23 protein-coding genes and 2 tRNA genes are annotated in these 24,562 nt (G+C 68.0%); 9 read left to right on the top strand and 16 right to left on the bottom strand.

Annotated elements, in window-relative coordinates; translation table 11 throughout:
- Positions 1-106: 106 nt before the first annotated feature.
- The 4 genes from EIP85_RS13730 to hemA all read right to left on the bottom strand — a co-directional run bounded on the left by EIP85_RS13730 (position 107) and on the right by hemA (position 4,889).
- The gene (locus tag EIP85_RS13730) at positions 107-769 is read right to left on the bottom strand and encodes a DUF1236 domain-containing protein (protein WP_164871736.1); all 663 of its coding nucleotides are present in this window, start codon (positions 767-769) and stop codon (positions 107-109) included.
- Between the two features lie 237 nt (positions 770-1,006).
- Positions 1,007-2,128 (bottom strand): flavodoxin-dependent (E)-4-hydroxy-3-methylbut-2-enyl-diphosphate synthase, encoded by a 1,122-nt coding sequence (gene ispG / locus EIP85_RS13735; protein ID WP_127902767.1) that lies wholly within the window; start codon positions 2,126-2,128, stop codon positions 1,007-1,009.
- 120 nt (positions 2,129-2,248) lie between these two features.
- On the bottom strand, positions 2,249-3,526 hold the full coding sequence (locus EIP85_RS13740; protein WP_127902895.1) for a helix-turn-helix domain-containing protein: 1,278 nt from the start codon (positions 3,524-3,526) through the stop codon (positions 2,249-2,251).
- Between the two features lie 136 nt (positions 3,527-3,662).
- Complete coding sequence (gene hemA, locus EIP85_RS13745; RefSeq protein WP_127902768.1) at positions 3,663-4,889, bottom strand: 5-aminolevulinate synthase; 1,227 nt, start codon at positions 4,887-4,889, stop codon at positions 3,663-3,665.
- 239 nt (positions 4,890-5,128) lie between these two features.
- Here hemA and EIP85_RS13750 point away from each other — a divergent pair, with 239 nt between their 5' ends.
- Positions 5,129-6,499, top strand: coding sequence for a M20/M25/M40 family metallo-hydrolase (locus EIP85_RS13750; RefSeq protein ID WP_127902769.1), 1,371 nt, complete (start codon positions 5,129-5,131; stop codon positions 6,497-6,499).
- Positions 6,500-6,582: 83 nt separating this feature from the next.
- Here EIP85_RS13750 and EIP85_RS13755 read toward each other — a convergent pair whose 3' ends face one another.
- From EIP85_RS13755 to EIP85_RS13770, 4 genes are all read right to left on the bottom strand, one after another.
- A complete protein-coding gene (locus tag EIP85_RS13755) occupies positions 6,583-6,852 on the bottom strand; it encodes a DUF1344 domain-containing protein (RefSeq protein WP_127902770.1) in 270 nt (89 codons plus the stop codon).
- A gap of 545 nt (positions 6,853-7,397) precedes the next feature.
- Positions 7,398-7,474, bottom strand: a tRNA-Asp gene (locus EIP85_RS13760).
- A 196-nt stretch (positions 7,475-7,670) separates the two neighbouring features.
- Positions 7,671-8,135, bottom strand: coding sequence for a disulfide bond formation protein B (locus EIP85_RS13765; RefSeq protein WP_127902771.1), 465 nt, complete (start codon positions 8,133-8,135; stop codon positions 7,671-7,673).
- Complete coding sequence (locus EIP85_RS13770) at positions 8,136-8,720, bottom strand: YqaA family protein (protein WP_127902772.1); 585 nt, start codon at positions 8,718-8,720, stop codon at positions 8,136-8,138. It lies immediately after the preceding gene.
- A 212-nt stretch (positions 8,721-8,932) separates the two neighbouring features.
- Here EIP85_RS13770 and EIP85_RS13775 point away from each other — a divergent pair, with 212 nt between their 5' ends.
- Both EIP85_RS13775 and EIP85_RS13780 read left to right on the top strand, forming a co-directional pair.
- Positions 8,933-10,219 carry an FAD-dependent monooxygenase gene (locus EIP85_RS13775; RefSeq protein ID WP_127902773.1) on the top strand — a complete coding sequence of 429 codons (1,287 nt, stop codon included), beginning with the start codon at positions 8,933-8,935 and terminating at the stop codon, positions 10,217-10,219.
- Positions 10,220-10,254: 35 nt separating this feature from the next.
- Positions 10,255-10,338: transfer RNA gene (locus EIP85_RS13780), tRNA-Leu, on the top strand.
- A gap of 414 nt (positions 10,339-10,752) precedes the next feature.
- On the opposite strand, the gene EIP85_RS13785 is transcribed toward EIP85_RS13780, so the two are convergent.
- Complete coding sequence (locus EIP85_RS13785) at positions 10,753-10,932, bottom strand: hypothetical protein (RefSeq protein WP_127902774.1); 180 nt, start codon at positions 10,930-10,932, stop codon at positions 10,753-10,755.
- A 153-nt stretch (positions 10,933-11,085) separates the two neighbouring features.
- Between EIP85_RS13785 and EIP85_RS13790 the strand changes: the two genes are divergently transcribed.
- The gene (locus EIP85_RS13790) at positions 11,086-12,453 is read left to right on the top strand and encodes a Hint domain-containing protein (protein ID WP_127902775.1); all 1,368 of its coding nucleotides are present in this window, start codon (positions 11,086-11,088) and stop codon (positions 12,451-12,453) included.
- Positions 12,454-12,613: 160 nt separating this feature from the next.
- Here EIP85_RS13790 and EIP85_RS13795 read toward each other — a convergent pair whose 3' ends face one another.
- Together EIP85_RS13795 and EIP85_RS13800 are read right to left on the bottom strand one after the other, a co-directional pair.
- Positions 12,614-13,222, bottom strand: coding sequence for a nucleotidyltransferase family protein (locus EIP85_RS13795; protein WP_127902776.1), 609 nt, complete (start codon positions 13,220-13,222; stop codon positions 12,614-12,616).
- A 2-nt stretch (positions 13,223-13,224) separates the two neighbouring features.
- A complete protein-coding gene (locus EIP85_RS13800; RefSeq protein ID WP_422067216.1) occupies positions 13,225-13,677 on the bottom strand; it encodes an Lrp/AsnC family transcriptional regulator in 453 nt (150 codons plus the stop codon).
- 91 nt (positions 13,678-13,768) lie between these two features.
- Between EIP85_RS13800 and rocF the strand changes: the two genes are divergently transcribed.
- Entirely contained in the window at positions 13,769-14,701 is a 933-nt protein-coding gene (gene rocF / locus EIP85_RS13805) for an arginase (protein ID WP_127902777.1), read from the top strand.
- The gene (locus EIP85_RS13810; RefSeq protein ID WP_127902778.1) at positions 14,698-15,756 is read left to right on the top strand and encodes an ornithine cyclodeaminase; all 1,059 of its coding nucleotides are present in this window, start codon (positions 14,698-14,700) and stop codon (positions 15,754-15,756) included. The genes rocF and EIP85_RS13810 overlap by 4 nt, the downstream gene beginning before the upstream one ends.
- Here the strand turns inward: EIP85_RS13810 and EIP85_RS13815 are convergent.
- Positions 15,714-16,793 carry a lysine-2,3-aminomutase-like protein gene (locus EIP85_RS13815; protein ID WP_127902779.1) on the bottom strand — a complete coding sequence of 360 codons (1,080 nt, stop codon included), beginning with the start codon at positions 16,791-16,793 and terminating at the stop codon, positions 15,714-15,716. The two genes, EIP85_RS13810 and EIP85_RS13815, sit on opposite strands and share 43 nt — an antisense overlap.
- 125 nt (positions 16,794-16,918) lie before the next feature.
- The gene (locus EIP85_RS13820; RefSeq protein WP_127902780.1) at positions 16,919-17,188 is read right to left on the bottom strand and encodes an usg protein; all 270 of its coding nucleotides are present in this window, start codon (positions 17,186-17,188) and stop codon (positions 16,919-16,921) included.
- A gap of 194 nt (positions 17,189-17,382) precedes the next feature.
- Between EIP85_RS13820 and gyrA the strand changes: the two genes are divergently transcribed.
- The 3 genes from gyrA (at position 17,383) to gluQRS (ending at position 22,434) form a co-directional block, all read left to right on the top strand.
- On the top strand, positions 17,383-20,148 hold the full coding sequence (gene gyrA / locus EIP85_RS13825; RefSeq protein WP_206615539.1) for a DNA gyrase subunit A: 2,766 nt from the start codon (positions 17,383-17,385) through the stop codon (positions 20,146-20,148).
- Between the two features lie 118 nt (positions 20,149-20,266).
- The gene (trmFO, locus tag EIP85_RS13830) at positions 20,267-21,607 is read left to right on the top strand and encodes a methylenetetrahydrofolate--tRNA-(uracil(54)-C(5))-methyltransferase (FADH(2)-oxidizing) TrmFO (RefSeq protein WP_127902782.1); all 1,341 of its coding nucleotides are present in this window, start codon (positions 20,267-20,269) and stop codon (positions 21,605-21,607) included.
- Positions 21,604-22,434, top strand: a complete 831-nt coding sequence (gluQRS, locus tag EIP85_RS13835; protein WP_127902897.1) for a tRNA glutamyl-Q(34) synthetase GluQRS — start codon at positions 21,604-21,606, stop codon at positions 22,432-22,434. Before trmFO ends, gluQRS begins: the two co-directional genes overlap by 4 nt.
- A 10-nt stretch (positions 22,435-22,444) precedes the next feature.
- On the opposite strand, the gene EIP85_RS13840 is transcribed toward gluQRS, so the two are convergent.
- The 3 genes from EIP85_RS13840 to EIP85_RS22810 all read right to left on the bottom strand — a co-directional run bounded on the left by EIP85_RS13840 (position 22,445) and on the right by EIP85_RS22810 (position 24,417).
- Positions 22,445-22,975, bottom strand: coding sequence for an RSP_2648 family PIN domain-containing protein (locus EIP85_RS13840; RefSeq protein WP_127902783.1), 531 nt, complete (start codon positions 22,973-22,975; stop codon positions 22,445-22,447).
- Positions 22,972-24,171, bottom strand: coding sequence for an RSP_2647 family RNA methyltransferase (locus EIP85_RS13845; protein ID WP_422067217.1), 1,200 nt, complete (start codon positions 24,169-24,171; stop codon positions 22,972-22,974). Before EIP85_RS13845 ends, EIP85_RS13840 begins: the two co-directional genes overlap by 4 nt.
- Positions 24,172-24,267: 96 nt before the next feature.
- Entirely contained in the window at positions 24,268-24,417 is a 150-nt protein-coding gene (locus EIP85_RS22810; protein ID WP_164871737.1) for a hypothetical protein, read from the bottom strand.
- Positions 24,418-24,562 lie beyond the last annotated feature (145 nt).

Below are 24,562 nucleotides of genomic sequence, written 5' to 3' on the forward strand. Positions count from 1 at the left end.
GACCTTGGCCAGACACGACTTGGCCCGATCGGGCCCCGCCCCGCGCATGGATGGGGCGGGCCCCGAAGGACCCGCCCCGCCTCGATGGACAAACAATCCCGGACGATCAGCCGAGGATCCGGACCACGGTGCGGCTCTGGTTGTCGACGACGACCGGGTGACCGTTCACGTAGATGTAGGAATACCGGCTGCTCGGCACCGGCGTCAGCGTGATCGTGCCGGGCACGACCATGCCCACATGCAGGTTGCCCTGGATCGTCACCGGGTTGACCGGGTTGGCGGTGACATAGGTCGTCACCTGCTTGTCGGGCGCGGTCGCAGCCGCCCCGCCCACGGCACCCACGGCGGCGCCGACGACGGCGCCCACAGGGCCGCCGACCGCCGCACCCACCGCGGCCCCGGCAACGGCGCCGCCGGCCGCATGGCGGTCGACCTTCTTCTTGTCGAAGGTGACGGTGGAGATCTGCGTTTCGCTGGTCGGCTGCGACAGCATGACCTGGCCGGTGCTGGTGGTCACGCCCAGGTCGCTCGACTGCATCCAGCCGGTCTGGCCGTTCGTCTCGACTTCGCACCAGTCGCCATTGGCCAGGCAGCCCTGGACGTTGATGGCGCTGTTGGCCGGCACCTGCTCCATCACGGTGTAATGCGCGCCCGGTCCGGCAAGGACGGCGCCATTTGTCACGACAGTCGCCTGCGTGACATCGGCGAAGGCCGCCGGCGCGATCATGAGCGCGGTGGCCGAAGCGGCGGCAAGCATCTTAAGAGGCATGGTGGTCTCTCCTTCTTTCCGCTGTGAGACGGCAACGGACATGGGAGAGGGCGCGCCCGGGTTCAAAGGGGGGCCGCCAGAGCGGCGGAAAAGGGCGAAACCGGCAATCTTCCGCCCGGGCGTCATCGGCGGATCGGCACCGGACCGGCGGGATCTGACGTTCACGTTCGCGCGCTTGAGCCTTGTGGGGTCCTGGCGCCGCACTAGCCGCGCGCGCCCGTCCCCACCGCGCGGCCGCTATTCCGCGGCTTCGGCCTGCGCCTCGATCTCGGCCGCGCGCTTCTCGACCAGCTCGACGATATGGTCGATCATCTGATCGTTGGTCATCTTGTGGCTCTGCTTGCCGGCCAGATAGACCATGCCGGAGCCCGCGCCGCCGCCGGTGAAGCCGATATCCGTCATCAGCGCCTCGCCCGGCCCGTTTACCACGCAGCCGATGATCGACAGCGACATCGAGGTCGAGACATGGGCCAGCCGCTCTTCCAGTGCGCTGACGGTCTTGATCACGTCGAAGCCCTGCCGCGCACAGGAGGGGCAGGAGATGATGGTGACGCCGCGGTGCCGCAGCCCCAGCGACTTCAGGATCTCGTAGCCGACCTTCACCTCCTCGACCGGATCGGCCGAGAGACTGACGCGCAGCGTGTCCCCGATCCCCATCCACAGAAGGCTGCCCAGCCCGATCGCCGATTTCACCGTGCCGGAAACCAGGCCACCCGCCTCGGTGATTCCGAGGTGGATCGGCGCGTCGGTTGCCTCGGCGATGCCCTGGTAGGCTGCCGCCGCAAGGAAGACGTCAGAGGCCTTCACCGAGATCTTGTATTCGCGGAAGTCGTTGTCCTCGAGGATGCGGATGTGATCGAGCCCGCTTTCCACCATCGCATCCGGGCAGGGCTCGCCGTATTTCTCCAGCAGGTGCCGCTCCAGGCTGCCGGCGTTCACGCCGATGCGGATCGAGCAGCCATGGTCCTTCGCGGCGCGGATGACTTCCTTCACCCGCTTCGCATCGCCGATATTGCCCGGGTTGATCCGAAGGCAGGCCGCGCCCGCCTCGGCCGCCTCGATCGCGCGCTTGTAGTGAAAATGGATGTCGGCCACGATCGGCACCGGGCTTTCGGCGCAGATCTCGCGCAGCGCGCGGGTCGAGGCCTCGTCCGGCGTCGAGACGCGGACGATGTCGGCCCCCGCCTCGGCGCAGCGCTGGATCTGTTCCACAGTGGCGCGCACGTCGGACGTGTCGGTATTGGTCATCGTCTGGACCGAGATCGGGGCATCGCCGCCAACGGCGACATTGCCCACCATGATCTGGCGCGACTTGCGGCGTTCGATGTTACGCCAGGGACGGATCGGATTCAGGGACATTGGTTCAGCGCCTGCGGAAGCCTCGGGCATCTGGGCGACTATCTAGGCCATCCCCGCCCGCGCGGCAACGCCAACCGTACCCCGGGCCCCCCGGAAAAGCGGCCCCGGAAGACCCCGCGCCTATTTCTTCGCGATCGCCGGCGACGCGTCGGCCAGCGCCACGGCCTTGGCCAGCGTCGGGTTATGGCTGAGGTCCGCGACGGTATAGGAGGACTCGAGGCTGTTCACCGAAAGCGCCAGCTTCTTCACCACGCTCGCGCCCGAGGCCGCCGGGCCATAGGCCTTCCCGTTGACGAGGAAATAGAGCGAGCCGGAATTGCCGGCGCGCAGCCGCGCGGGCTGGTCGCCCTGCGGCACGGTCCATTTCTCGCCCGCGTCGAGGATCTTCTCGAACAGGACGGTGCCATCGGCCCCGGTCACCCGCACCCAGCAGGGCCGAACGGCCATCAGCTGCACCTTGGGCGCGGCATCGGCGACGACCTTGGGCGCGGCTGTCCCGGCCCCTGCGGCACCGGGCTGCACCGCCCCAGCGGCCGCGGCCAGCGCGGCGGCCACCGGATCGGTCGGCGCGGCGGCCTGGGCCGGCGCAGCGCTGTCGGTCGTCGCACTTGCGCTCGCCACCTGCTGGTCCAGCCCGTCGGGCGAATTGGGATTGATCGCGGCAATCGGCCCGTCGCGCGGCACCAGCACAGGCACGTCAAGCGGCTGCGGCCGGTAAAGCCGGTCGAGCGCATCCGCCGAGGGGACCGAGACCTTGGCCTCCTTGCCATTCGCCGGGGCACTGCCCGGCAGATCGGCGACATTCGCCAGCGGATCAAGCGAGGCGACGACGCCCGGCGACTGATCGACCGGCGCCACCTGCACGCGCTGAACCTGCTGCAGCACCTGCCAGCCGCCATAGCCGAGCCCGCCCAAGAGCAGAAGCAGCACGAAAACCGACCCGATTGCCCGCGGTTCCACGCCCGACATCAGGCTGGGGCCGCGCGGCACGAAGGTGGCATTGGGATTGGCCAGCGGATCGCGGTTCTCGACCTTCGGCTTGGCCTTGGCCGCCGCCAGCTTCGCCGGAACCGCCATCGCCATCGAGTCGGTCGGGGTGAAATCAGCCTCGGCGCAGAAGCGCGTATAGGCCCATTCCGGATCCATCTGCAGGTAGCGGGCGTAGGAGCGGACATAGCCCGCAACGAAGCCCTGCGTCTCGAAGGCCGAGACGTCGCAGTTCTCGATCGCCGCGATATAGGTCGCCTTGATCTTCAGTTCGCGCTGAACGTCGAGCAGGGATTTACCGAGCGTGGCACGCTCGCCGCGCATGAGATCCCCCAGGCGCAGTTCGTAGTCGTCGAAACCTTTCGGCTTCTGATCTTCTACAGCCGAAGGTCTGATCCTTCGCCCGATCATTGCCACTGCCCCATTTCCCATCCCGCCGAACCGGCCGCTGGCCCCCGTTTTTTGACCGCCTCTAACGCGACTCAAGGGGTGCCTGCGCGACTACAGGATTAACACAGGGTTGTGAGGGATGCACTTGCAGAAGCGCTCAAGCAGACAACTCGGCGCGATTCAGCGCACAATGGGACCAAAGCCTGTCCATTGCCTTAACAAGCCCATCAATCATGCCCGGGTCATGCACCGGCGAGGGCGTAAAGCGCAGCCGCTCGGTCCCCTTCGGCACCGTGGGATAGTTGATCGGCTGGACGTAAATCCCGAAATTTTCCAGCAGCATATCGGACAGAAGCTTGCAATGAACCGGATCGCCGACATGGACCGGAACGATATGGCTGCCATGGTCGATGATCGGCAGGCCAAGCCCGCGCAGCCGCAGCTTCAGCGTCGCCGCCGCCGCCTGGTGGCGGTCGCGCAGATCCTGATCGGTCTTCAGGTGACGGACAGAGGCCGCCGCCCCCGCCGCGACAACCGGCGGCAGTGAGGTGGTGAAGATGAAGCCCGGCGCGTAGGAGCGGATCGCGTCCACCATCTTCGCGCTGGCCGCGATGTAGCCGCCGAAGACGCCGAAGGCCTTGCCGAGCGTCCCGTTGATGATGTCGAGCCGGTGCATCTGCCCGTCCCGCTCCGCCACGCCGCCGCCGCGCGGGCCGTACATGCCCACGGCATGGACCTCGTCGAGATAGGTCAGCGCGCCGAATTCCTCCGCCAGGTCGCAGATCTCCTCGATCGGGCCGAAGTCGCCATCCATCGAGTAGATCGACTCGAAGGCAATGAGCTTCGGCGCCGCCGGATCGTCCGCGGCCAGCAGCTCGCGCAGATGCGCCACGTCATTGTGCCGGAAGATCCGCTTCGCGCCGCTGCCGCCGCGCCGGATCCCCTCGATCATCGAAGCGTGGTTCAGCGCGTCGGAATAGATGATGAGGCCGGGAAAGATCGTCCTGAGCGTCGAAAGCGTCGCGTCATTGGCGATATAGGCGGAGGAGAAGACCAGCGCCGCCTCCTTGCCATGCAGGTCCGACAGCTCGGCCTCGAGCCGCTTGTGATAGACCGTGGTGCCCGAGATGTTGCGCGTCCCGCCCGAACCGGCGCCGGTGGCCTCCAGCGCCTCGTGCATCGCGGCAAGCACAACCGGGTGCTGCCCCATCCCGAGGTAATCGTTTCCGCACCAGATCACGATGTCCTTTTCGCTGCCGTCGGGCCGCTTCCAGACCGCATGCGGAAAGTTCCCCCGGCGCCGCTCGATGTCGATGAACACGCGGTAGCGGCCCTCGTCATGAAGGCGCTGCAGGGCGGCGTCGATCTTCCCGTCGTAATCCATCTAGGTCCCTTTCGCGGCTCGGCCTGACCCCGCTTCTAGGGAGTCCCGTCGACGCGCACTTTGATATCGGTCAAAAGCGCATTTCGCAAACGCACAAAGTGTCGCCCCGCCATGACCTTGGATCAACCCTCCGCGACAGGTTCGTGCGGCCTGACCCGCCTTCCCGCCCCTCCGGGGCCGCTCTGGACAGTCCCGGCCCGCCTGTTAGGGTCCGCCGCATCACCATGAAGGAGATTGCCATGGCGCTCGATGGCGTACTGAAAAAGATCGACGAGACCCTGCCCGCGTCCGTCGACAGGCTGATGGACCTGCTCAGGATCCCCTCGATCTCGACCGACCCGGCCTTCAAGGGCGACTGCGACCGCGCCGCCGACTGGCTGGTGGCAGAGCTGACCGCTCTGGGTTTCGAGGCCGCCAAGCGCCCGACCCCGGGCCACCCGATGGTCGTCGCCCGCAAGAAGGGCCCCGGCAAGCACCTGCTCTTCTACGGCCATTACGACGTCCAGCCGGTCGACCCGCTCTCGCTCTGGGATCGCGACCCGTTCGATCCGGAACTGCAGGACGGCCCCAAGGGCAAGCTCATCCGCGGCCGCGGCGCCGCCGACGACAAGGGCCAGCTGATGACCTTCATCGAGGCCTGCCGCGCCTGGAAGGAGGTGAACGGCGAGCTGCCCGGCAACCTCACGATCTTCTTCGAGGGCGAAGAGGAATCCGGCTCCCCCTCCCTCATCCCCTTCATGAAGGAGAACGCGGAGGAGCTGACCGCCGACATGGCGCTGATCTGCGACACCGGGCTGTTCGAGTCGAAGACCCCCGCCATCGTCACCATGCTGCGCGGGCTCCTGGGCGAGGAGCTGACGATCAGGGCCTCCAACAAGGACCTGCATTCCGGCATGTACGGCGGCGCCGCGATCAACCCGATCCGGGTTCTGGCGAAGATCATCGCGGGCCTGCATGACGAAACCGGCCGCATCACGGTGCCGGGCTTCTACGACGGCGTGCCCGAACTGCCCGACGAGGTCCGCGCCCAGTGGCAGGCCCTGGCCTTCGACCACGCGGCGTTCCTCGGCGATGTCGGCCTTTCGGTGCCGGCGGGCGAGCAGGACCGCACGCCGCTCGAGATGATCTGGTCGCGCCCGACCTGCGAGGTCAACGGCATCTGGGGCGGCTATACCGGCGACGGCTTCAAGACCGTGCTGCCGTCCGAGGCCCATGCCAAGATCTCCTTCCGCCTCGTCGGCACCCAGGATCCCCACAAGCTGCGCGAAAGCTTCCGTGCTTATGTCCGCTCGCAGCTTCCGGCGGATTGCGAGGTGGAATTTCACGGCCACGGAGCCTCGCCCGCGGGCCAGATGGCGATCGACGATCCGGCCTTCGAGAAGGCCCGCAAGGCGCTGGGAGAAGAATGGGGCGTGCCCGCCGCCTATGTCGGCTGCGGCGGCTCGATCCCGATCGCGGGCTATTTCAAGACCATCCTCGGGATGGACGCGATGCTGATCGGCTTCGGCAAGGACAACGACCAGGTCCACTCGCCGAACGAGAAATACGACCTCGAGAGCTATCACAAGGGCATCCGCTCCTGGGCGCGCATCCTCGCCGCGCTCGACTGATCCGGACAGGGCCGTATCAAAATAGAACGGGGGCCTCGCGGCCCCCGTTTTGCACCGTACCCGTGAAAGGTGACGGTGAGAGATCAGCCGGCGCTGGTGACGTTGGTCACGGTCGAGGTGCCGTTGACGTCCTGCCAGTGCAGGCTCACATGCGCGCCCGGCTGCAGCTGGGCTTCGAGCCCGGCATAAGCCACACCGAAGGTGTTGCCATTGGCCAGCGTCACGGTCAGCGCCGAGGGGTTGACCGACTTGATCACCGCGTCGGAGTAGTTCCCCGAGGTCTTCGCCAGGGCCGCCATCGGGGCGAGCGCGAGAAGAGCCGCAGCGGCGGCCGGAACCAGAATCGTTTTCATGTCTTTTCTCCTAATAACACGGGCCGGTTTTCCGGCTCCGTCCAGTTCGAACGGTCATCGCTTGTCGCGTCGGCCATCTCTGGCCCGGCAAGTCGCCGTTCGTGAGAGGTCAGATAGGTGCCCGTTTTCCGGGTAAAAGTGAACTAAACAGTTTTGTTATCTTTGGTAACACCCGCGTGATATGCCCTTGCGGAACCGCCACCCCGCCCTAACGGCGCTAAGGATGGAATGTGCTGTAATTAATAAGCTATTTTCCGCCGAAGCAGAGCTCGAAAACCGGAAAGGGGATTGCCTTTGGCGGCGTCCGCCCCAGACGCGCCGATAATCCGGGAAAACTCGCAACTCTCCCTAAAGTAGAATTCCAGGCAGGCCCGCTCACCTCGCCCCGGCCCGGAACAGCGGGCGCAGCCCGCGGGGGCCCGCGCCAAGGGCACGCCCACAAGCGATCGCACCGCAGCGGCGCGCATCGGGTCCAGATCTGTCAGGGAAAGCCCGTCCCGGGTGCATCGTCGAATGACGACGCCCGGGACGCGATCGAGGGGAAATGGCGCGGTTGACGGGGCTCGAACCCGCGACCCCCGGCGTGACAGGCCGGTACTCTAACCAACTGAGCTACAACCGCACTTCCCCGCCCTTCGATCACGTCCCGGGCGTGGGCGGGTTCTTACGCACCTGTCCGACCGGCGTCAAGCGACGAAATCACCCGATCGGGCGGTTTTCTCGTTCCCCCCGGAACCGCCCCCGAAAGCACCCTGAAAACCCAAAGAAAAACGGCGCCGGCCCCTCGCCCGGCGCCGTCCATCGTTCCTGTCCGGACCTCAGCGCGTCTTCAGCGCCGCGCCGATCCAGACCAGCACCAGAACGGCGGAAAAGATTGCGTTCCAGCTCGCCATCGAAAGATGAAGGAAGGACCAGGCCGCCTCGTCGCAGCGCACCACCGGCGCGGCCAGGATATGCGCCAGAAGGTCCTTGGCGGAGATCCCCTGCACCGTCATCGAGGAGGTGCAGCTCGCCGGCCCCGCCCACCAGTGGCGCTCCACCCCGGTGTGGTAGACCCCGAGTCCCGAGGTCGCCGCCGCGGCCAGCGCCCCGGCCCAGGGCAGCACCCGCCAGGGGATCACCAGCGCCACCACCCCGATCGCGATCGCCACGGCATGCGGATAGCGCTGCAGCAGGCACAGGTGGCAGGGCAGCAGCCCGCCGATGTACTGGAAGGCCAGCGCGCCGCCGAGCAGCGCCACCGATCCGAGAGTGGCCAGGAAGACAAGACCCGCGCGCGTCATCTAGAAGCTCCTTGCGGCGAAATAGACCAGGCCGAGCACCACCAGAAGAACCAGGACGATCCAGGCCAGGCGGCGCTCGATGAAGGCGACGATGCGCTCGCCGTGGTGCCGCAGCAACCAGGCCAGCGCGAAAAACCGCAGCCCGCGCGCGACAATGGCCGACAGCACGAAAAGCGGGAAGTTGAAGCTGATCACCCCGGCGAGGATCGTCACCACCTTCATCGGCGGCATATGGGCCAGCCCCGAGGTCACCAGCATTACCAGGATCGCGGCATCGCCCGCCTGCGACTTCAGCGCCTCGAAGGCGCCGAGCTTTCCATAGGCCTCCAGCACCGGGCGGGCGAGCAGGTCGAAGGCATAATGGCCAAGCGCCCAGCCGAACATCCCGCCCAGCACCGAGGTCACCGTCGCGATCACCGCGTAGCGCATCGCCTTGTTCGGCCGCGCCAGGCACATCGGGATGAAGAGGACGTCCGCCGGGATCGGGAAGACCGAACTCTCCACGAAGGAAATCAACGCAAGGGCCCAGGTCGCATGACGCGACCCGGCCCAGCTCAGGGTCCAGGCGTAGAGCTTGCGGAACATCGGGCCTCGCGACTTGTCCCTGCGCTTCGAGCATGGCGCGCGCGCGAGGTCAAGCGAAGGCCACGCTGCCCGGCGCAGCTTCACGCCTTGTTAACACCTCAAGCTGACACTTGCCCCACGGCCGACGCAGCAAGGGGCTTGCCGATGCGACTCCAGATGCGCCACGCGGTCCGGGTTGCGGACCCGCGGGAAACCCGCCTGAAAGGGCGGACATGACCGTCCTCATCGCCGGCGGCGGCATCGGCGGGCTGGCGCTCGGCCTGATGCTCGACCGGGCCGGCATCCGCTTCCGCGTGTTCGAGGCCGCGCCCGATCTGCGCATGCCCGGCCTCGGCCTGCTGCTGCGCCCCGACGCGGTCCGCGCCCTCTCCGATCTTGGCCTCGGCCCCGAGCTCGCCCTTATCGGCCTGCCGATGACCGAGGTCGCCGGCGTCACCCCCGAAGGCATCGTGACCGAAACCGCCCCCTGCGGCCAGGCCACGGGCAGCGAAATGCCGCAGCTCTCCGTTCATCGCGGCCGCCTCCATCGCCTGATGGCCGAGGAACTGCGACGCCGCGCGGGCGCCGACCGCATCGTCCTCGATGCCGCGCTGCAGGACGTCGCCGACAGGGGCGAGAAGCTGACAATCGATCTTTTCGACCGCCGCCAGAACCGCCCCGGCGGCACCACCCGCGGCCGCGGCCTCGTCGGCGCCGACGGCATCCACTCCACCGTCCGCGCCCGTCTTTACCCGGGCGAGCCGCCGCCGCGCTGGGACGGGCTCATGGTCTGGCGCGGCATAGGCCCCGGCAGGCCGCCGCGCGGCGGCCATTGCACCGTCGTCCTGCGCCAGGGCGACCGCCGCCTCACCGTTTCGCCCATCCCGTCCATCGGCGACGACCGGACACTGCTGGCCTGGACCGCGAAACTCCGCCGCCCTCGGGATTACGAATGGTCCGATGCGCATTGGGTCCCGCCCCGCCGCATCTTCGACCTCGCCGAGGAGTTCGAGGACTGGCGCTCCGACTGGATCGACGTGCCCGAGATGATCCGCGGAAGCCAGGACGTGTTCGAGCACCCGCTGCTGCGCCGCGACGAGCTGCCCCGCATGTCCCGCGGCCGCATCGCCCTGATCGGCGACGCCGCCCATCCCTCCTTCAAGCTCGGCTCCGGCGGGGCCAGCGACGCGATCCTCGACGCGCTCGCCCTCACCCGCGCCCTGCAGGGCCACGACAGCCTCGCCGATGCCTTCCGCGCCTACGACCAGCAGCGGCGCGAACAGCTCAGCGACCGCGGCCGCGAAACCCGCCTGGGAGCGGAGGCCCTGCCCAACGGCGCCCGCATCAGCTGGCGCGCCGTCCTGAAAGAGGCCGAGGCCCTTGCCGCCCTCCGCCCGCCGCCCCGGCCCAGCCTCCTCCCCCCCGCGCTCGAGGCCCAGGAGGGGATCGAACCCTCCCTCGCGCTGGCCAATATCGCCGCCTTCCGCGGCCGCGCCGGCCGCCCCTCCCGCCGCGATTGACGCGCCGGAAGCCGGCCGCTAAACCCGCGTCCAGTGCCCGAGTGGCGGAATGGTAGACGCAAGCGACTCAAACTCGCTCGGAGCAATCCATGCCGGTTCGAGTCCGGCCTCGGGCACCAGCTGTCTCACAGCTCTCTTCCTGCGGGCCACCCGCCCCGGATTGGCCTTATTCTGCCCTGGCGCTCCCTAAAACGTGACGCGATTCGGGGCGCCACCTCAGAAGATTTGAAACAATCAATGCGGATCGGCAGAATTGCCGCTCACCTGTGGGCAACTCTGTCCGCGGCCCCATCCGCGCGCCGCGCAACATATCTGGCAGACCGCGCGCCATGCGCCGCCCCAAGCGCCGCGCAAATTGGGCCACAATGGAAACAATATAAATCGATCGCGTACACGATTAGGCATCAATTTTGACGTTCTGCCTCTATTGCCCCCAAATTGACGGCATACTGGCTCAGGCGAGCCACTCACACTCCCAAATATCGGAAACAATCTCAGAAAGGTCCCACCAGACCTCTTGCCCCACTACCGCCTTAATTGGCCACGTGACCACCTTGAATTGCCCGTATTGCGCCACTTTTCGCTTTGGCCGGCTCCCCGCCAAGTTTAAAAATAGCTTGTCCGGGCAGCCGGGCATTCTGGCCGTGTGTATGGCCAGGATCGGTTTCGCGCCAACGGCGCAGGGAAAGACGGAACTCGCAGTCAGGCTTCATGCGGCGCCCCCTGCCGCATCCGCCGCCAGACCCCTGGCCCGGCGCCTGGAAAGCATTGTTTCGCCCTGCCACGCCATGCGGCGCCTGTAACGAGTGTGGCACGGCCGGCCGTTTCGCCGCCCGCGCCGCGTGGAGTTTTTGAAGGAGGCATCGATGACGACGTCGTATTACTATCTCGACGCCAGCGGAACGAAATGCAGCGTGGACGCGGGATCCGTCCGCCAGGGGGCCAACGGCACCTGGCACGACAACCACGGCCATATCTGCCATCCCGACGGTATCGTCGCGGGCACCCCGGGCGACGACCTCATCGACACCAATTACACCGGCGACCCGGATGGCGACCGTATCGATCATGGCGACGCCATCATTCCCGGCGCCGGCGTCAACGACGATGTCGTTCGCGCGGGCGACGGCGATGACGCAGTCTACGCCAATCTCGGCAACGACTTCGTCCACGGCGGCGCGGGCGACGACAAGCTCTACGGCGGCAGCGGCAACGACTCGCTCCTCGGCGATGCCGGCAACGACCGGCTGTTCGGGGGCGAGGGCACGGACACGCTCGCGGCCGGCAGCGGCAACGACGTGCTCTACGCGGGCGCCGGAGACGACCACCTGATGGGCGGCGCGGGCAACGACACGCTGGTCGGCGGCGATCCCACCGATTGCGAGACCTCCAACGACCGGATGGAGGGCGGCACCGGCTCGGACATCTTCGAAAACCTCCACGCCGGCGATTTCGTCGATGGCGGAGAGGACGCCTGCGGCGGCGAAGACAACGGCCCCGGCGACCGCGACATCCTCGACCTGCGCGGCACCGGCCCGTTCCACATCGTCCGCGACCCGGCCAACCCCGAGAACGGCACCGTCAACTTCCTCGACCACGACGGCGGCATCACCGGTTCGATGGAATTCGAGAACATCGAATGCATCATCCCCTGCTTTACCCCCGGCATGCGCATCGCCACGCCCAAGGGCGAGCGGCGGGTGGAGGATCTCAAGGTCGGTGACCGCGTCATCACCCGCGACAACGGGATACAGGAGATCCGCTGGATCGGCAGCAAGACGCTCGACGGCAAGACCCTCGCCGCCAACCCGCATCTGAAGCCGATCCTGATCCAGAAGGGCGCGCTCGGCGGCGGCCTGCCGGAGTCCGACCTACTCGTCTCCCCCAACCACCGGATCCTCGTCGCCAACGACCGCACCGCACTCTATTTCGACGAGCACGAGGTGCTGGTGGCGGCCAAGCATCTCGTCAACAACCAGGGCATCCAGGCGGTGTCCCGGATCGGCATCACCTACACCCATTTCCTCTTCGACCATCACGAGGTGGTCCTGTCGAACGGCGCCTGGACCGAAAGCTTCCAGCCCGGCGACTACAGCCTGAAGGGGATCGGAAATGCGCAGCGAAATGAGCTCTTCGAACTTTTCCCGGAACTGAAGACGCTCGAGGGCATCGGGGCTTATTCGGCGGCCCGCAAGACGCTGAAGAAGCACGAGGCCACGCTGCTGATCAAATAACGAGTGCCAGGCCCGGCGGCACGACCGGGCGCCTATGGGTCTGTATACGAGGGCGAGTGACTGGAAGGCGCGAAACGGGGAGCCCCAAATCCCCGTTTCCGTCTTCCAGGGCCCTCCTCACCCGACGTCCTGTTCCCCGGGTTGTCCCCGGCCGTTTCCGCTAAAGCCCCGTCCGCGCCCGCCAGGCCGCCCAGTCCTCCGGCGTGTCGAGGTCGGTAACGGCACGCGCCCCCGGCAGGGCCACCTCCCGCAGCCTCTCCCCATGCGCCGCGATCACCGGCCTCGGCCCGGTGTCGCCCGAAAGCCGCGCAAGCTCTCCGAACAGATCCGCCGGAAAAATCACCGGATGCCCCGGCCGCCCCGCGTCAGAGCATGCCCGAAGGATCGGCCGCGCACCGTCCGCCCGCCAGGCCGCCATCAGCCGCTCCAGGTCCGCCGCCTCCAGCTCCGGCAGATCGGCCAGCAGGATCATCAGACCTGCGGCACCCTCCGCCGCCGCCACGCCGGCGCGGATCGAGGCCGCCATCCCCTCGCCCGCCTCCGGCACTTCGACCATGACCACGTCGAGCCCCGCCAGCGCCGAAGCCCGCGCTCCGCCGCCAGCGGGCAGCGTCACGATCACCCGCGCCGCGCCGGCCTCCGCGGCGATGCGCGCCTGGCGGTGCAGGATCGCCTCGCCCGCCACCGGCTCCAGCAGCTTGTCCGCCCCCCGCATCCGCCGGGCAAAGCCCGCCGCCGGGATCAGCACCGCGATCTCGCCTCCCGCCATCGCTATCGGCTCCCTGGCCGACGGGTGGACAGAAGGAGGCTCGTCTCGCTCGTCGCCACCCCGTCAAGCCGCCGGATCTGGGTCAGCGCCGCGTCGAACTCCTCCAGCGTGCCGGTGCCGAGTTCGGCGATCAGATCCCATTTGCCATTGGTCGAATGCAGCGCCTGCACCGCCGGCATGCCCAGAAGCCGCGCCGCGATCCGCTCCGTCCCGCGCCCCTCGATCCCGATCATCATCAGCCCCCGCACCGGCGCCGCCGTAACGTCGCCCCGCGTCAGCACCGTGAAGCCCACGATCTCGCCGCGCGCCGCAAGCCGGTCCATCCGCGCCCGCACCGTGGCTCGCGACAGCCCCAGCGCCGCCGCCAGCTCGCTCAAGCTCGCGCGCCCGTCTCGCCTGAGCGCAGCGATCAACCTTTCGTCCTGTTCGTCCAATACGGTCAAATGCGCCGCCATTTTGCTCGATCCATCGTCCAATCTGAGCATAATACCGCTGGAAACCGCCGCAAGCTGGAAAGATCTTGCCGCCCACGGAAAGGGAGACCCGATGACCGAACCCAAGCACTGCATCCTCGTCGGCGCGCCGATCGACAGCGGCCAGAAGCGCGCCGGCTGCCTGATGGGCCCCGCCGCCTATCGCACCGCCGGCCTCGCCCGCACGCTGAACGAGCTCGGCCACACGGTCGAGGATCGCGGCGACATCGCCCTTCCCGCCCTCGCGCCCGCCCAATGCGCCAACCCCGCCGTCCATTCCCTGGCCGAGACAGTGGGCTGGACCAGGGAACTCGCCACCGCCGTCGAGGCCGCCTGCCCCGAGGGGCTGCCTATCACGCTCGGCGGCGACCATTCGCTGGCGCTCGGCTCCGTCGCCGGCGCCGCCGCCCATGCCGCGCGCGCCGGCCGTCCGCTCTTTGTCCTCTGGCTCGACGCGCACACCGATTTCCACACGCCGACCACGACGCAATCCGGCAACCTCCACGGCACGCCAGTCGCCTATATCGCCGGCCGCGACGGGTTCGAAGCATTCCCGCCCTTCCCGGCCCCCGTTCCGGGCGAACGGATCTGCATGTTCGGCATCCGCTCCGTCGACCCCGCCGAACATGCGGCACTTCTCGAAAACGACATCGAGATCAACGACATGCGGGTTCTGGACGAGCATGGCATCGTCAAGCCCCTGCGCGGTTTCCTCGACCGCGTCGCCGCGGCGAACGGCCTGCTGCATGTCTCGCTCGACGTCGACTTCCTCGACCCCGCCATCGCCCCCGCCGTCGGCACCACCGTCCCCGGCGGCGCGACCTTCCGCGAGGCGCATCTGGTGATGGAACACCTCCACGAATCCGGCCTGGTCACCTCGCTGGACCTCGTGGAACTCAACCCCTTCCTTGACGAGCGCGGCCGCACCGCCCGGCTGATGGTCGATCTCGTCGCCTCTCTCATGGGCCGCAAGGTCTTCGACCGCCCGACACGGAGTTACGCATGACGCCCCCGTCCAAGCTCGCCCTCGTTCCCTTCCTCAGCGTCGAGGGGATGATGAAGCTGGTCCTCTCGCGCGGCATCGAACGGGTGCTGCGCGAACTCGCCGAGGCGATCGAGGAAGATTTCCGCCGCTGGCCCGCCTTCGACAAGACCCCGCGCATCGCCTCGCATTCCCCGGTCGGGGTGATCGAGCTGATGCCGACCTCGGACGGTGCGCTCTACGGGTTCAAATACGTCAACGGCCACCCGAAGAACATGAAGGAAGGCCTGCAAACCGTTACCGCATTTGGACTTTTGGCCGAAGTCGCCACCGGCTACCCGGTCCTTCTGTCGGAAATGACCATCCTCACCGCGCTGCGCACCGCCGCCACCTCCGCCATGGCCGCCCGCGCGCTGGCGCCAAAGAACCCGCGCGCGATGGCCATCATCGGCAACGGCGCCCAGGCAGAGTTCCAGGCGCTGGCCTTCAAGGCCATCTGCGGGATCGAGGAGGTTCGCCTTTACGATATCGACCCCGCCGCCACCCGGAAATGCGCAAGAAATCTCGCCACTTCTGGCCTCACTCTCACCCAATGCACGAGCGCGGAGGAGGCGATCCTCGGCGCCCAGATCCTGACCACCGTCACCGCCGACAAGCAATATGCGACGATCCTGACGGACAACATGGTCGGCGCCGGGGTGCATATCAACGCGGTCGGCGGCGACTGCCCCGGCAAGACGGAACTGCACCGCGACATCCTCACCCGCTCCTCGATCTTCGTCGAATACCCGCCCCAGACGCGGGTGGAGGGCGAGATCCAGCAGCTCGACCCCGACCACCCCGTCACCGAGCTCTGGCAGGTTCTCAGCGGCGCCGCGCCGGGGCGCACCGATCCGCGCCAGATCACGCTCTTCGATTCCGTCGGCTTCGCGATCGAGGACTTCTCGGCCCTGCGCTACGTCCATGGCGCGATCCAGGGCACCGGCCTCGCCCAGATGCTCGACATGATCGCCGACCCCGACGACCCGCGCGACCTCTACGGCATGCTGTTGCGCGCCGGGGCCAAGGCGGCCGCCTGATCCCGCTCCGGATCTCGGTACAGATGGCGGCCGCCCTGCCAGTCCGTCACCTCGTATAGCCCCGGCCCCGCCTCCACCACATGGGGCGGCGCGACCGGCACCTTGCCGAAGCCGCCCGGGATATCCAGCACGTAGGAGGGCAGGCAAAGGCCGGAGATCCGCCCCCGAAGCGCCTGCATCAGCGCCTGCCCCTCGCCGATCGTGGTGCGGAAATGCGAGGTCCCCGGCGCCAGGTCGCAATGGTGCAGGTAATAGGGCTTGACCCGCAGCGCCACGAGCCGGCGGAACAGCGCGGCCAGCGTTGCGGGATCATCGTTGACCCCGCGCAGCAGCACGCTCTGCGACAGAAGCGCCACGCCCGCATCGGCCAACCGCCCCAGCGCCGCCTCCGCCGCCGCGCCGATCTCTTCCGCATGGTTGGTATGGACGACAAGGTAGACCGGCCGCCCCACCTGCAGCGCCGCGATCATCTCCTGCGTCATCCGCTCCGGCGCCACCACCGGCACGCGGGAGTGGAGCCGCAGCACGCCCACATGCGGGATCGCCGCCAGCCGCCGCATCACCTCACCCAGCCGGCGGGCAGAAAGCGACAGCGGATCGCCTCCGGTCAGGATCACTTCGGTGACCGCCGGCGTTCGCGCGATGTAATCGAGCGCCGCGGCCAGCTCCGCCTCCGGAAGCGCGGCCGACTGGCCCACCACCTCGCGGCGGAAGCAGAAGCGGCAATAGACCTCGCAGGCATGGGTCACAGCCAGGATCACGCGGTCGGGGTAGCGATGCGTCAGCCCCGGCGCCGGGCTGTGCGCCCCGTCGCCGATCGGGTCCGTCAGCTCCTCCGGCCGTCGCTCCAGCTCCTCGGGCCGCGGCACGAACTGCCGCGCCACGCCCGCCGAGGCGCTGGCCTGCACCATCTCCGGCGTGATCCGCATCTTGTAGCTTGCAAGCACCGGCGCCAGCGCCGCCAGATCCCCCGGCGCGGCCAGCCCCGCCGCCACCAGATCCTCCGCCCCGCTTATCGCCTTGCCCCAAACGCCCATGAAAGCCCCGCCGATCTCCGGCCGGGCTTATGCGCAGCCCCGCCCGACAGACGCAAGCCTGCGCTTTTTCTTGGCCCAAATACTCCGCCGCCGCCGCTCCACACCGCCGGGCGAAGCGGGCGCCGTCAGTGCACCCGGAACTCTCCCACCACGTTCCGCCATTCCCCCGGCGCGATCAGCTTGCGGTGGGTGAAGCGAACAGAATGCAGCGGCCCCTCGATCTTCTCTTGCCAGAACTCGATGAACTTGAAGAGCCGCGGATAGTCCGGCGCCAGGTCATACTCCTGCCAAAGGTAGCTGTTCAGCACGGATCGGTAGTCCGGCATCCGGTAGAAGAACTCCGCCGTCGTCAGCCCATATCCCTTCAGCATCAGCTCGGTCTCGGTTTCGCGCATGCGCCACCCCTTTTTGCCCCCCCCTGAGGACATGCTCGCACAATCCAATTTATTTTCAATAAAAACAGTATGTTGTCACTCCATCGCGGCGGCTGCCAAAGGCTGCGGCTTCCCGCCATTGCACCCCAGAGCTAGGTTCGGATATAGTCCGGCCAACCAGATGTTGAGCATCGCAAGCCAAAGATCGGAACGACGTGAGCGATACGCCGGAACCTCCTGAAAACGCGGACGAAATGACGCCGGAGCGTGCCCGTTACGAAGGGCCGCAAATCTCTGTCGAAGACGAGATGCGCCATTCGTTCATGGATTACGCCATGAGCGTGATCGTCTCGCGCGCGATTCCGGACCTGCGCGACGGGCTGAAACCCGTCCACCGCCGCATCCTCTACACGCTCTGGGAAAACGGCCAGACCCACAACAAGCCCTACCGCAAATGCGCCACCGCCGTGGGCGACGTCATGGGCCGCTACCACCCGCATGGCGACATGGCCGTCTATGACGCGCTCGTCCGCATGGCGCAGCCCTTCTCGATGTCGGTGCCGCTGATCGACGGCCAGGGCAACTTCGGCTCGATGGACGGCGACCCGCCCGCGGCCTACCGCTACACCGAAAGCCGGCTGGCGAAAGTCTCCGAACAGCTCCTTGTCGACATCGACAAGGACACCGTGAACTTCATGCCGAACTACGCCAACGAGCGGAACGAACCCACGGTCCTGCCCGCCCGTTTCCCGATCATGCTGGTGAACGGGGCCGAGGGCATCGCCGTCGGCATGGCGACTCGGATCCCGCCCCACAACCTTGGCGAGGTGATCGACGGCACGCTGGCGCTGATGGCGAACCCGGACCTCACCTCGGAAGAGCTGATGAGCTACATCCCCGCCCCGGATTTCCCGACCGGCGGGCAGATCATGGGCCGCGGCGGCGCCCGCAAGGCCTATACCGAGGGCCGCGGCTCCGTCATCATCCGCGCCAAGACCCATATCGAAGAGCTCCGCAAGGACCGCTTCGCCATCGTGCTCGACGAGATCCCCTACCAGGTCAACAAGGCCTCGATGATCGAGAAGATCGCCGAGCTGGTGCGCGACAAGAAGCTCGAGGGCATCGCCCATGTCCAGGACGAATCCGACCGCGTCGGCGTCCGCGTGGTGATCGAGCTGAAGCGCGATGCCACGCCCGACGTGGTGCTGAACCAGCTCTGGCGCTTCACGCCGATGCAGACCTCCTTCGGCTGCAACATGCTGGCCCTGAACGGCGGCCGGCCGGAAACGCTGACCCTGCGCGAGTTCCTCAGCCATTTCGTGGCCTTCCGAGAAGAGGTCGTCGCCCGCCGCACCGCCTACGAGCTGAACAAGGCGCGCGAGCGCAGCCATATCCTCTGCGGCCTCGCCGTGGCCGTGTCGAACGTGGACGAGGTCGTGGCCACCATCCGCGCCTCCGCCGACCCGGCCGAGGCGCGCGAGAAACTGATGACCCGCCGCTGGCCGGCACATGACATCGCCGATTACATCCGCCTGATCGACGACCCGACCCACAAGATCAACGACGACGGCACCTACAACCTGTCCGAGGCCCAGGCCCGCGCCATCCTCGACCTTCGCCTGCAGCGCCTCACCGCCATGGGCGTGAAGGAAGTCACCGACGAGCTGCAGGACCTCGCCGCCAAGATCCGCGACTACCTCGACATCCTGCGCTCGCGCGAGCGCATCATGGCGATCATCGCGGACGAGCTGACCGAGGTTAAGACGAACTACGCCGTGCCGCGCCGCACCGAGATCATCGACTGGGCCGGCGATCTCGACGACGAGGACCTGATCGAGCGCGAGGACATGGTCGTCACCATCACCTCCGCCGGCTGGATCAAGCGCACGCCCCTCGCCGATTTCCGTGCGCAGCGCCGCGGCGGCAAGGGCCTTTCGGGCATGGCCACGAAGGAGGATGACGTCGTCACCACCCTCTTCGTCGCCAACACCCATACCCAGCTTCTGTTCTTCACCACCGACGGGATGGTCTACAAGCTGAAGTGCTGGCGCCTGCCGCTCGGCGGCCGGACGGCGAAGGGCAAGGCCATCGTCAACATCCTGCCGATCCCCACCGGCACCTCCATCGCCGCGATCATGCCGGTCGATGCGGCCGAGGAGGAATGGGAGAACCTGCAGATAATCTTCGCCACCTCCGCCGGCGACGTGCGGCGCAACGCGCTGTCCGATTTCACCAATGTCATGCGCAACGGCAAGATCGCGATGAAGCTGCCCGAGGGTGTCTCCCTCGTGAACGCCCGCATCTGCGACGAGAACGATGACGTGATGCTGGTCACCGTCGGCGGCCGCGCGATCCGCTTCCGCACCACCGACGTGCGGATCTTCAAGGGCCGCGATTCCACCGGCGTCCGCGGCGTGCGGCTGGCGGAGGGCGACAGCGTCGTCTCCATGGCCGTGATCCGCCATTTCGAGGCCACGCCGGAGGAGCGCGCCGCCTACCTCAAGATGCGCCGCGCCCAGGAAGGCGTGGTGGACGAAGCCGAGGCCGACGAGGACGAGGAGGCGGTCGAAGCCGGCCAGCTTCCCCTCGAACGCTTTGCCGAGATGTCGGCGGCCGAGGATCTGATCCTCACCGTCACCATGGGCGGCTCCGGCAAGCTGACCTCCTCGCACGACTATCCGCTGCGCGGCCGCGGCGGTCAGGGCGTGAAGGCGATCTCCGCCGGCCCGCGCGGCGGCAAGGTGGTGGCCTTCTTCCCGGTCGAACGCAGCGACCAGATCATGCTGGCCACCTCCACCGGCCAGTCGATCCGCTGCCCGGTCGAGGGCATCTCCTTCCGCTCCCGCTCTGCCGGCGGCGTGAGGGTGTTCAACACCGGCCCGTCGGAAGACGTGGTCTCCGTCGCCCGCGTCGCCGACAATGGAGACGAGGAAGCGGAGGTGGCTGACACCCCGTCCGCGGATGAAGGCGGGGAGGCGTAAAGCACCGCCGGTCGTAGGGTGCGCATTCATTGCGCACCTTCCGCCTCCCGCGGACGACCCAGGCCCTCCTCACCGCGCCCCCTTCCCCTCGGCCCGATTTCCCCCTAAATCGCCCCTCATGAGCGAGACCCTACACATCGTCGGCGGCGGCATGGCCGGATCCGAGGCCGCCTGGCAGGCCGCAGAGGCCGGCCTCAACGTCGTCATCCACGAAATGCGGCCCCATGTCGCCACCTTCGCCCACAAGACCGGCGACTTGGCCGAGATGGTCTGCTCCAACTCCTTCCGCTCCGACGATGACGAGCGGAACGCCGTGGGCCTCCTCCATTGGGAGATGCGCGCCGCGGGCGGCCTGATCATGGAAATGGCCGACAGGCATTCCCTCCCCGCCGGCGGTGCGCTTGCGGTGGACCGCGAGGCCTTCTCCGCCGCCGTCACCGAACGCCTCCGCGCCCACCCCCTGATTTCCGTATCTGAAGAAGAGGTTACGGAGCTGCCCTCCAGCGGCAACTGGATCATCGCCACCGGCCCGCTGACCTCCGGCGCGCTGGCAGAGGCCATCCGGGCAGAGACCGGCGCCGAGCAGCTCGCCTTCTTCGACGCCATCGCCCCCATCGTCCATGCCGAGACCGTCGACATGTCCATCGCCTGGCGCCAGTCGCGCTACGACAAGGGCGAGACGGAGGAGCAACGCACCGCCTACCTCAACTGCCCGATGACCAAGCCGGAATACGAGGCCTTCATCGACGCGCTCCTCGCAGCCGAAAAGACCGAGTTCCACGAGGGCGAGACCGCGGGCTATTTCGACGGCTGCCTGCCGATCGAGGTCATGGCCGAACGCGGCCGCGAGACCCTGCGCCACGGCCCGATGAAGCCGGTGGGCCTGACCAACGCCCACAAGCCGGCCGAGAAGGCCTATGCCGTGGTCCAGCTTCGCCGCGACAACGCGCTGGGGACGCTCTACAACATCGTCGGCTTCCAGACGAAGATGAAGTATGGCGCGCAAACCAATGTTTTTCGTATGATTCCCGGATTGCAGGACGCCAGCTTCGCGCGCCTTGGCGGCATCCACCGCAACACCTTCATCAACTCGCCCCGCCTGATCGACGCCCAGCTCCGCCTGCGCTCGAAGCCGAATATCCGCTTCGCCGGCCAGATCACCGGCGTCGAGGGCTATGTCGAAAGCGCCGCGATGGGCCTTCTGGCCGCCCGCCTCGCCGTGGCGGAGCTCGCAGGCCGCGAGCTTGCCGCCCCGCCGCCCGAAACGGCAATGGGCGCGCTGGTCCACCACATCACCGGCGGCGCCGATGCCAAGACCTTCCAGCCGATGAACGTGAACTTCGGCCTCTTTCCCCCGATCGACGCGAAGGGCGGGCGCAAGGGCCGCAAGGACCGTTACAAGGCCTACACGGATCGCAGCAAAATCGCCTTTAATGAATGGCTTGCGGGCCAAGACTGATGTATCGAACGAGGTTTGCACCCTCGCCGACCGGCCTGCTGCACCTCGGCCATGCCTTCTCCGCCCTCACCGCCCAGGCCCGCGCCGAGGCCGGCGGCGGCACGGCGCTCCTGCGGATCGAGGATACCGACCGCGCCCGCTGCCGCCCGGAGTACGAGGCCGCGATCTACGACGACCTCGCCTGGCTCGGCTTCCGTTGGGAGGGGTCCGTCCGCCGCCAGTCGGACCACCTGGCCGATTACCAGGCCGCGCTCGACCGGCTGATCGCAATGGGCCTCTGCTATCCCTGCGGCTGCACCCGCGCCGATATCGCCGCCGCCGCGCCGCAGGAAGGCGCGGCCCCGGGCGTTTACCCCGGCACCTGCCGCCACCGCACCATGGATGGATACAGGCCCGGAGAGGCGATCCGCCTGAACCTCGCCAAGGCCCTCGCCAAAGCACCCGGCCCGCTTGCGTTCGACGAGACCGGCGCCGCCCATGCCGGCCGCCATAGCGTTGACCCAGACCGGCTGATCGCCGAGACCGGCGACATCGTGCTGTCGCGGAAGGACATCGGTCCCGGTGCCTATCACCTTGCCGTGGTGGTGGACGATGCGCTGCAGGGGATAACCGACGTTGTCCGCGGCGAGGACCTTTTTGACGCCAGCTACTTGCACGTCGTTCTTCAGGCGTTGCTGGACCTTTCTACGCCGCTTTATCACCACCATCGGCTGATCCGCGACGAGGCCGGCAAACGCCTCGCCAAGCGCGACGACGCCCGCGCCATCGCGACCTACCGCGCCGAGGGGGCAACGCCCGGTGACATCCGCCGGATGATCGGTCTCTGACGGTGCGCCTCTAACCCAGCGCCTTGCCCAGCCGCGGCAGCCCGGCGCGTTTCATCAGCGCCCTGATCGGCTGCACCTCGCCCGAAAGACGCTCCGCCTCCGCGCGCACGGCCTCTGCCACGCCCGCGACCGTGTCCCGGTCGAGGCCCAGCAGGAAACCGTCCGGGTCAAGCCGCGCCAGCCCCTCCTCGGCCAGCGCGCCGCGCGGAAAATCCTTGGCGTTGAAGGTCACGATCGCATCCGCACCGGCGGAGATCGCGGTGGCCAGCACATGAACATCGGCCGGGTCGGGCAGCCAGAGCCGCGCCTCCAGCGCCGGGTTGGCCGCCCCCTCGGCGCCCGCGAACCCGGCCCGGGTCAAGGCGCTCTCCCCCCGCGCCAGCGCCTCCTGCGCGGGGCCGAGCTTGGCCGCCGCCCGCGCCCATTCCTCGAGGATCCGCGCCGACCAGAGGGGCTGGTAAAGCCCGGCCCGCGCCGCGCCCAGCAACACCTCGCGCAGAACCGTCGGGTAAAGCACGCAGGCGTCGAGGACGGCCTTCACGCCACCAGCCGGTAGAAAAGCGCCTTCAGATAGGCGGTCTCGGCCAGCTGCGGCAGCACCGGATGGTCCGGCCCGGCAAAGCCCGTGTGAATGATCTGCCCGCGCCGGCCGCCGCGCCCGATGCCCCGGGTGCAGGCTGTGCGGAACGCGCCAAGGTCCGCCGCGTGCGAGCAGGAGCAGAGGCCGAGATAGCCGCCCTCCGCCACCAGCGGCGCGGCCAGCCGCGCCACGCGCTCATAAGCGCGCAGCCCCGCCTCCAGCGCCTTCCTGTTCGGCGCGAAGGCGGGCGGGTCGCAGATCACCACGTCAAAGCGTTCGCCTTCCTTGGCCAGCGCCTCCAGCACCGCGAAGGCATCGCCCTGGCGCGTCGCAAACCGCTGCGCCATGCCCATCCGCGCCGCGCCCTCGGCCGCCAGCCCCAGCGCCGCGGCGGAACTGTCGACGGCCAGCGCCGAGGCAGCGCCCCCCGCCAGCGCGGCAAGCGAGAACCCCCCGACATGGGCGAAGACATCAAGCACCCGCGCGCCCTTTGCCAGGCCCTGGGCGAAGGCGTGGTTCGGCCGCTGGTCGAAGAACAGCCCGGTCTTCTGGCCGCCGATCAGGTCGGCCATATAGGTCGCCCCGTTCATCGCCACCGGCACCGGCGCGTCGACCGCGCCTTTCAGCACCACCGTCTCCTCCGCCAGCCCCTCCAGCCCCCGCGCGCGCCCGGTGCCGTTCTTCACGATGGTGGAAACGCCGGTGACCTCGGCCAGCGCCTCGGCCAGCGGGGCGATCAGCGCCTCGGCCCAGGCGGCATTCGGCTGGATCACGGCGGTGTCGCCGAAACGGTCGATGATGACGCCGGGCAGCCCATCCGCCTCGGCATGGATCAGCCGGTAGAACGGCGCCGGGAACAGCCGCTCGCGCATCGCCAGCGCCAGCGACAGGCGGCGGGCGAACCAGGCACGGGCGACCTCGGCCTCCGGATCGGCATCGATCATCCGCGCGATGATCCTGGAGGCCGGGTTCATCGCGACCAGCCCCATTGCGCGCCTGTCGCTGTCTTCCAGCACGGCCAGCGTGCCGGGGGCCAGCGCCTTGGTGCGCCGGTCCATCACCAGTTCGTCGGAATAGACCCAGGGGAAGCCGAAGCGGATCGCGCGCGCCTCCGCCTTCGGCAGCAGCCGGACCACGGGGCGGGATTGGGAAGCCATGTCACTCATGCGCCTTCCCTAGCCGGAAGCCGCGGCGCGGGGAAGAGGCAGCAGCGGCGAAGGCCCTTTCGCCCCCGCCGCGCGAACGTTCGGGGCTCAGGCCCCGCGCAGCGCCGAGCGCCCGTGCGGCAGCCGCAGGTGGCGGACCAGCCGGGCGACGGCCCGGCGGATCATCTCCGCCCGCATTGCCTGCGCTTCGCGCTGGACCCGTTCCACGATCTCCGGGCTCACATAACCGATGTTCATCTCAGGCACTCCTTGATCAGGATCGCCTCCCTGCCCCGAAGGTTAGGTCAAACGCGCTGCCCTTTCCAACGCCTATCCCGCAACTCCGCCTTGCAGATTCAACAAGCCTGCGCCGAGAATTTGAATTGTTAGCGCTAACGGTCTA

The sequence above is a fragment of the Solirhodobacter olei genome, assembly GCF_004010155.1.
GTDB classification, from domain to species: Bacteria; Pseudomonadota; Alphaproteobacteria; order Rhodobacterales; family Rhodobacteraceae; genus Solirhodobacter; species Solirhodobacter olei.

Excerpts from the sequence above, each read along its gene's own strand:
- EIP85_RS13730 (WP_164871736.1), bottom strand. The coding sequence starts at position 769 with ATGCCTCTTAAGATGCTTGCCGCCGCTTCGGCCACCGCGCTCATGATC.
- ispG (WP_127902767.1), bottom strand. The coding sequence starts at position 2,128 with ATGTCCCTGAATCCGATCCGTCCCTGGCGTAACATCGAACGCCGCAAG.
- EIP85_RS13740 (WP_127902895.1), bottom strand. The coding sequence starts at position 3,526 with ATGATCGGGCGAAGGATCAGACCTTCGGCTGTAGAAGATCAGAAGCCG.
- hemA (WP_127902768.1), bottom strand. The coding sequence starts at position 4,889 with ATGGATTACGACGGGAAGATCGACGCCGCCCTGCAGCGCCTTCATGAC.
- EIP85_RS13750 (WP_127902769.1), top strand. The coding sequence starts at position 5,129 with ATGGCGCTCGATGGCGTACTGAAAAAGATCGACGAGACCCTGCCCGCG.
- EIP85_RS13755 (WP_127902770.1), bottom strand. The coding sequence starts at position 6,852 with ATGAAAACGATTCTGGTTCCGGCCGCCGCTGCGGCTCTTCTCGCGCTC.
- EIP85_RS13765 (WP_127902771.1), bottom strand. The coding sequence starts at position 8,135 with ATGACGCGCGCGGGTCTTGTCTTCCTGGCCACTCTCGGATCGGTGGCG.
- EIP85_RS13770 (WP_127902772.1), bottom strand. The coding sequence starts at position 8,720 with ATGTTCCGCAAGCTCTACGCCTGGACCCTGAGCTGGGCCGGGTCGCGT.
- EIP85_RS13775 (WP_127902773.1), top strand. The coding sequence starts at position 8,933 with ATGACCGTCCTCATCGCCGGCGGCGGCATCGGCGGGCTGGCGCTCGGC.
- EIP85_RS13785 (WP_127902774.1), bottom strand. The coding sequence starts at position 10,932 with ATGAAGCCTGACTGCGAGTTCCGTCTTTCCCTGCGCCGTTGGCGCGAA.
- EIP85_RS13790 (WP_127902775.1), top strand. The coding sequence starts at position 11,086 with ATGACGACGTCGTATTACTATCTCGACGCCAGCGGAACGAAATGCAGC.
- EIP85_RS13795 (WP_127902776.1), bottom strand. The coding sequence starts at position 13,222 with ATGGCGGGAGGCGAGATCGCGGTGCTGATCCCGGCGGCGGGCTTTGCC.
- EIP85_RS13800 (WP_422067216.1), bottom strand. The coding sequence starts at position 13,677 with ATGGCGGCGCATTTGACCGTATTGGACGAACAGGACGAAAGGTTGATC.
- rocF (WP_127902777.1), top strand. The coding sequence starts at position 13,769 with ATGACCGAACCCAAGCACTGCATCCTCGTCGGCGCGCCGATCGACAGC.
- EIP85_RS13810 (WP_127902778.1), top strand. The coding sequence starts at position 14,698 with ATGACGCCCCCGTCCAAGCTCGCCCTCGTTCCCTTCCTCAGCGTCGAG.
- EIP85_RS13815 (WP_127902779.1), bottom strand. The coding sequence starts at position 16,793 with ATGGGCGTTTGGGGCAAGGCGATAAGCGGGGCGGAGGATCTGGTGGCG.
- EIP85_RS13820 (WP_127902780.1), bottom strand. The coding sequence starts at position 17,188 with ATGCGCGAAACCGAGACCGAGCTGATGCTGAAGGGATATGGGCTGACG.
- trmFO (WP_127902782.1), top strand. The coding sequence starts at position 20,267 with ATGAGCGAGACCCTACACATCGTCGGCGGCGGCATGGCCGGATCCGAG.
- EIP85_RS13845 (WP_422067217.1), bottom strand. The coding sequence starts at position 24,171 with ATGGCTTCCCAATCCCGCCCCGTGGTCCGGCTGCTGCCGAAGGCGGAG.
- EIP85_RS22810 (WP_164871737.1), bottom strand. The coding sequence starts at position 24,417 with ATGAACATCGGTTATGTGAGCCCGGAGATCGTGGAACGGGTCCAGCGC.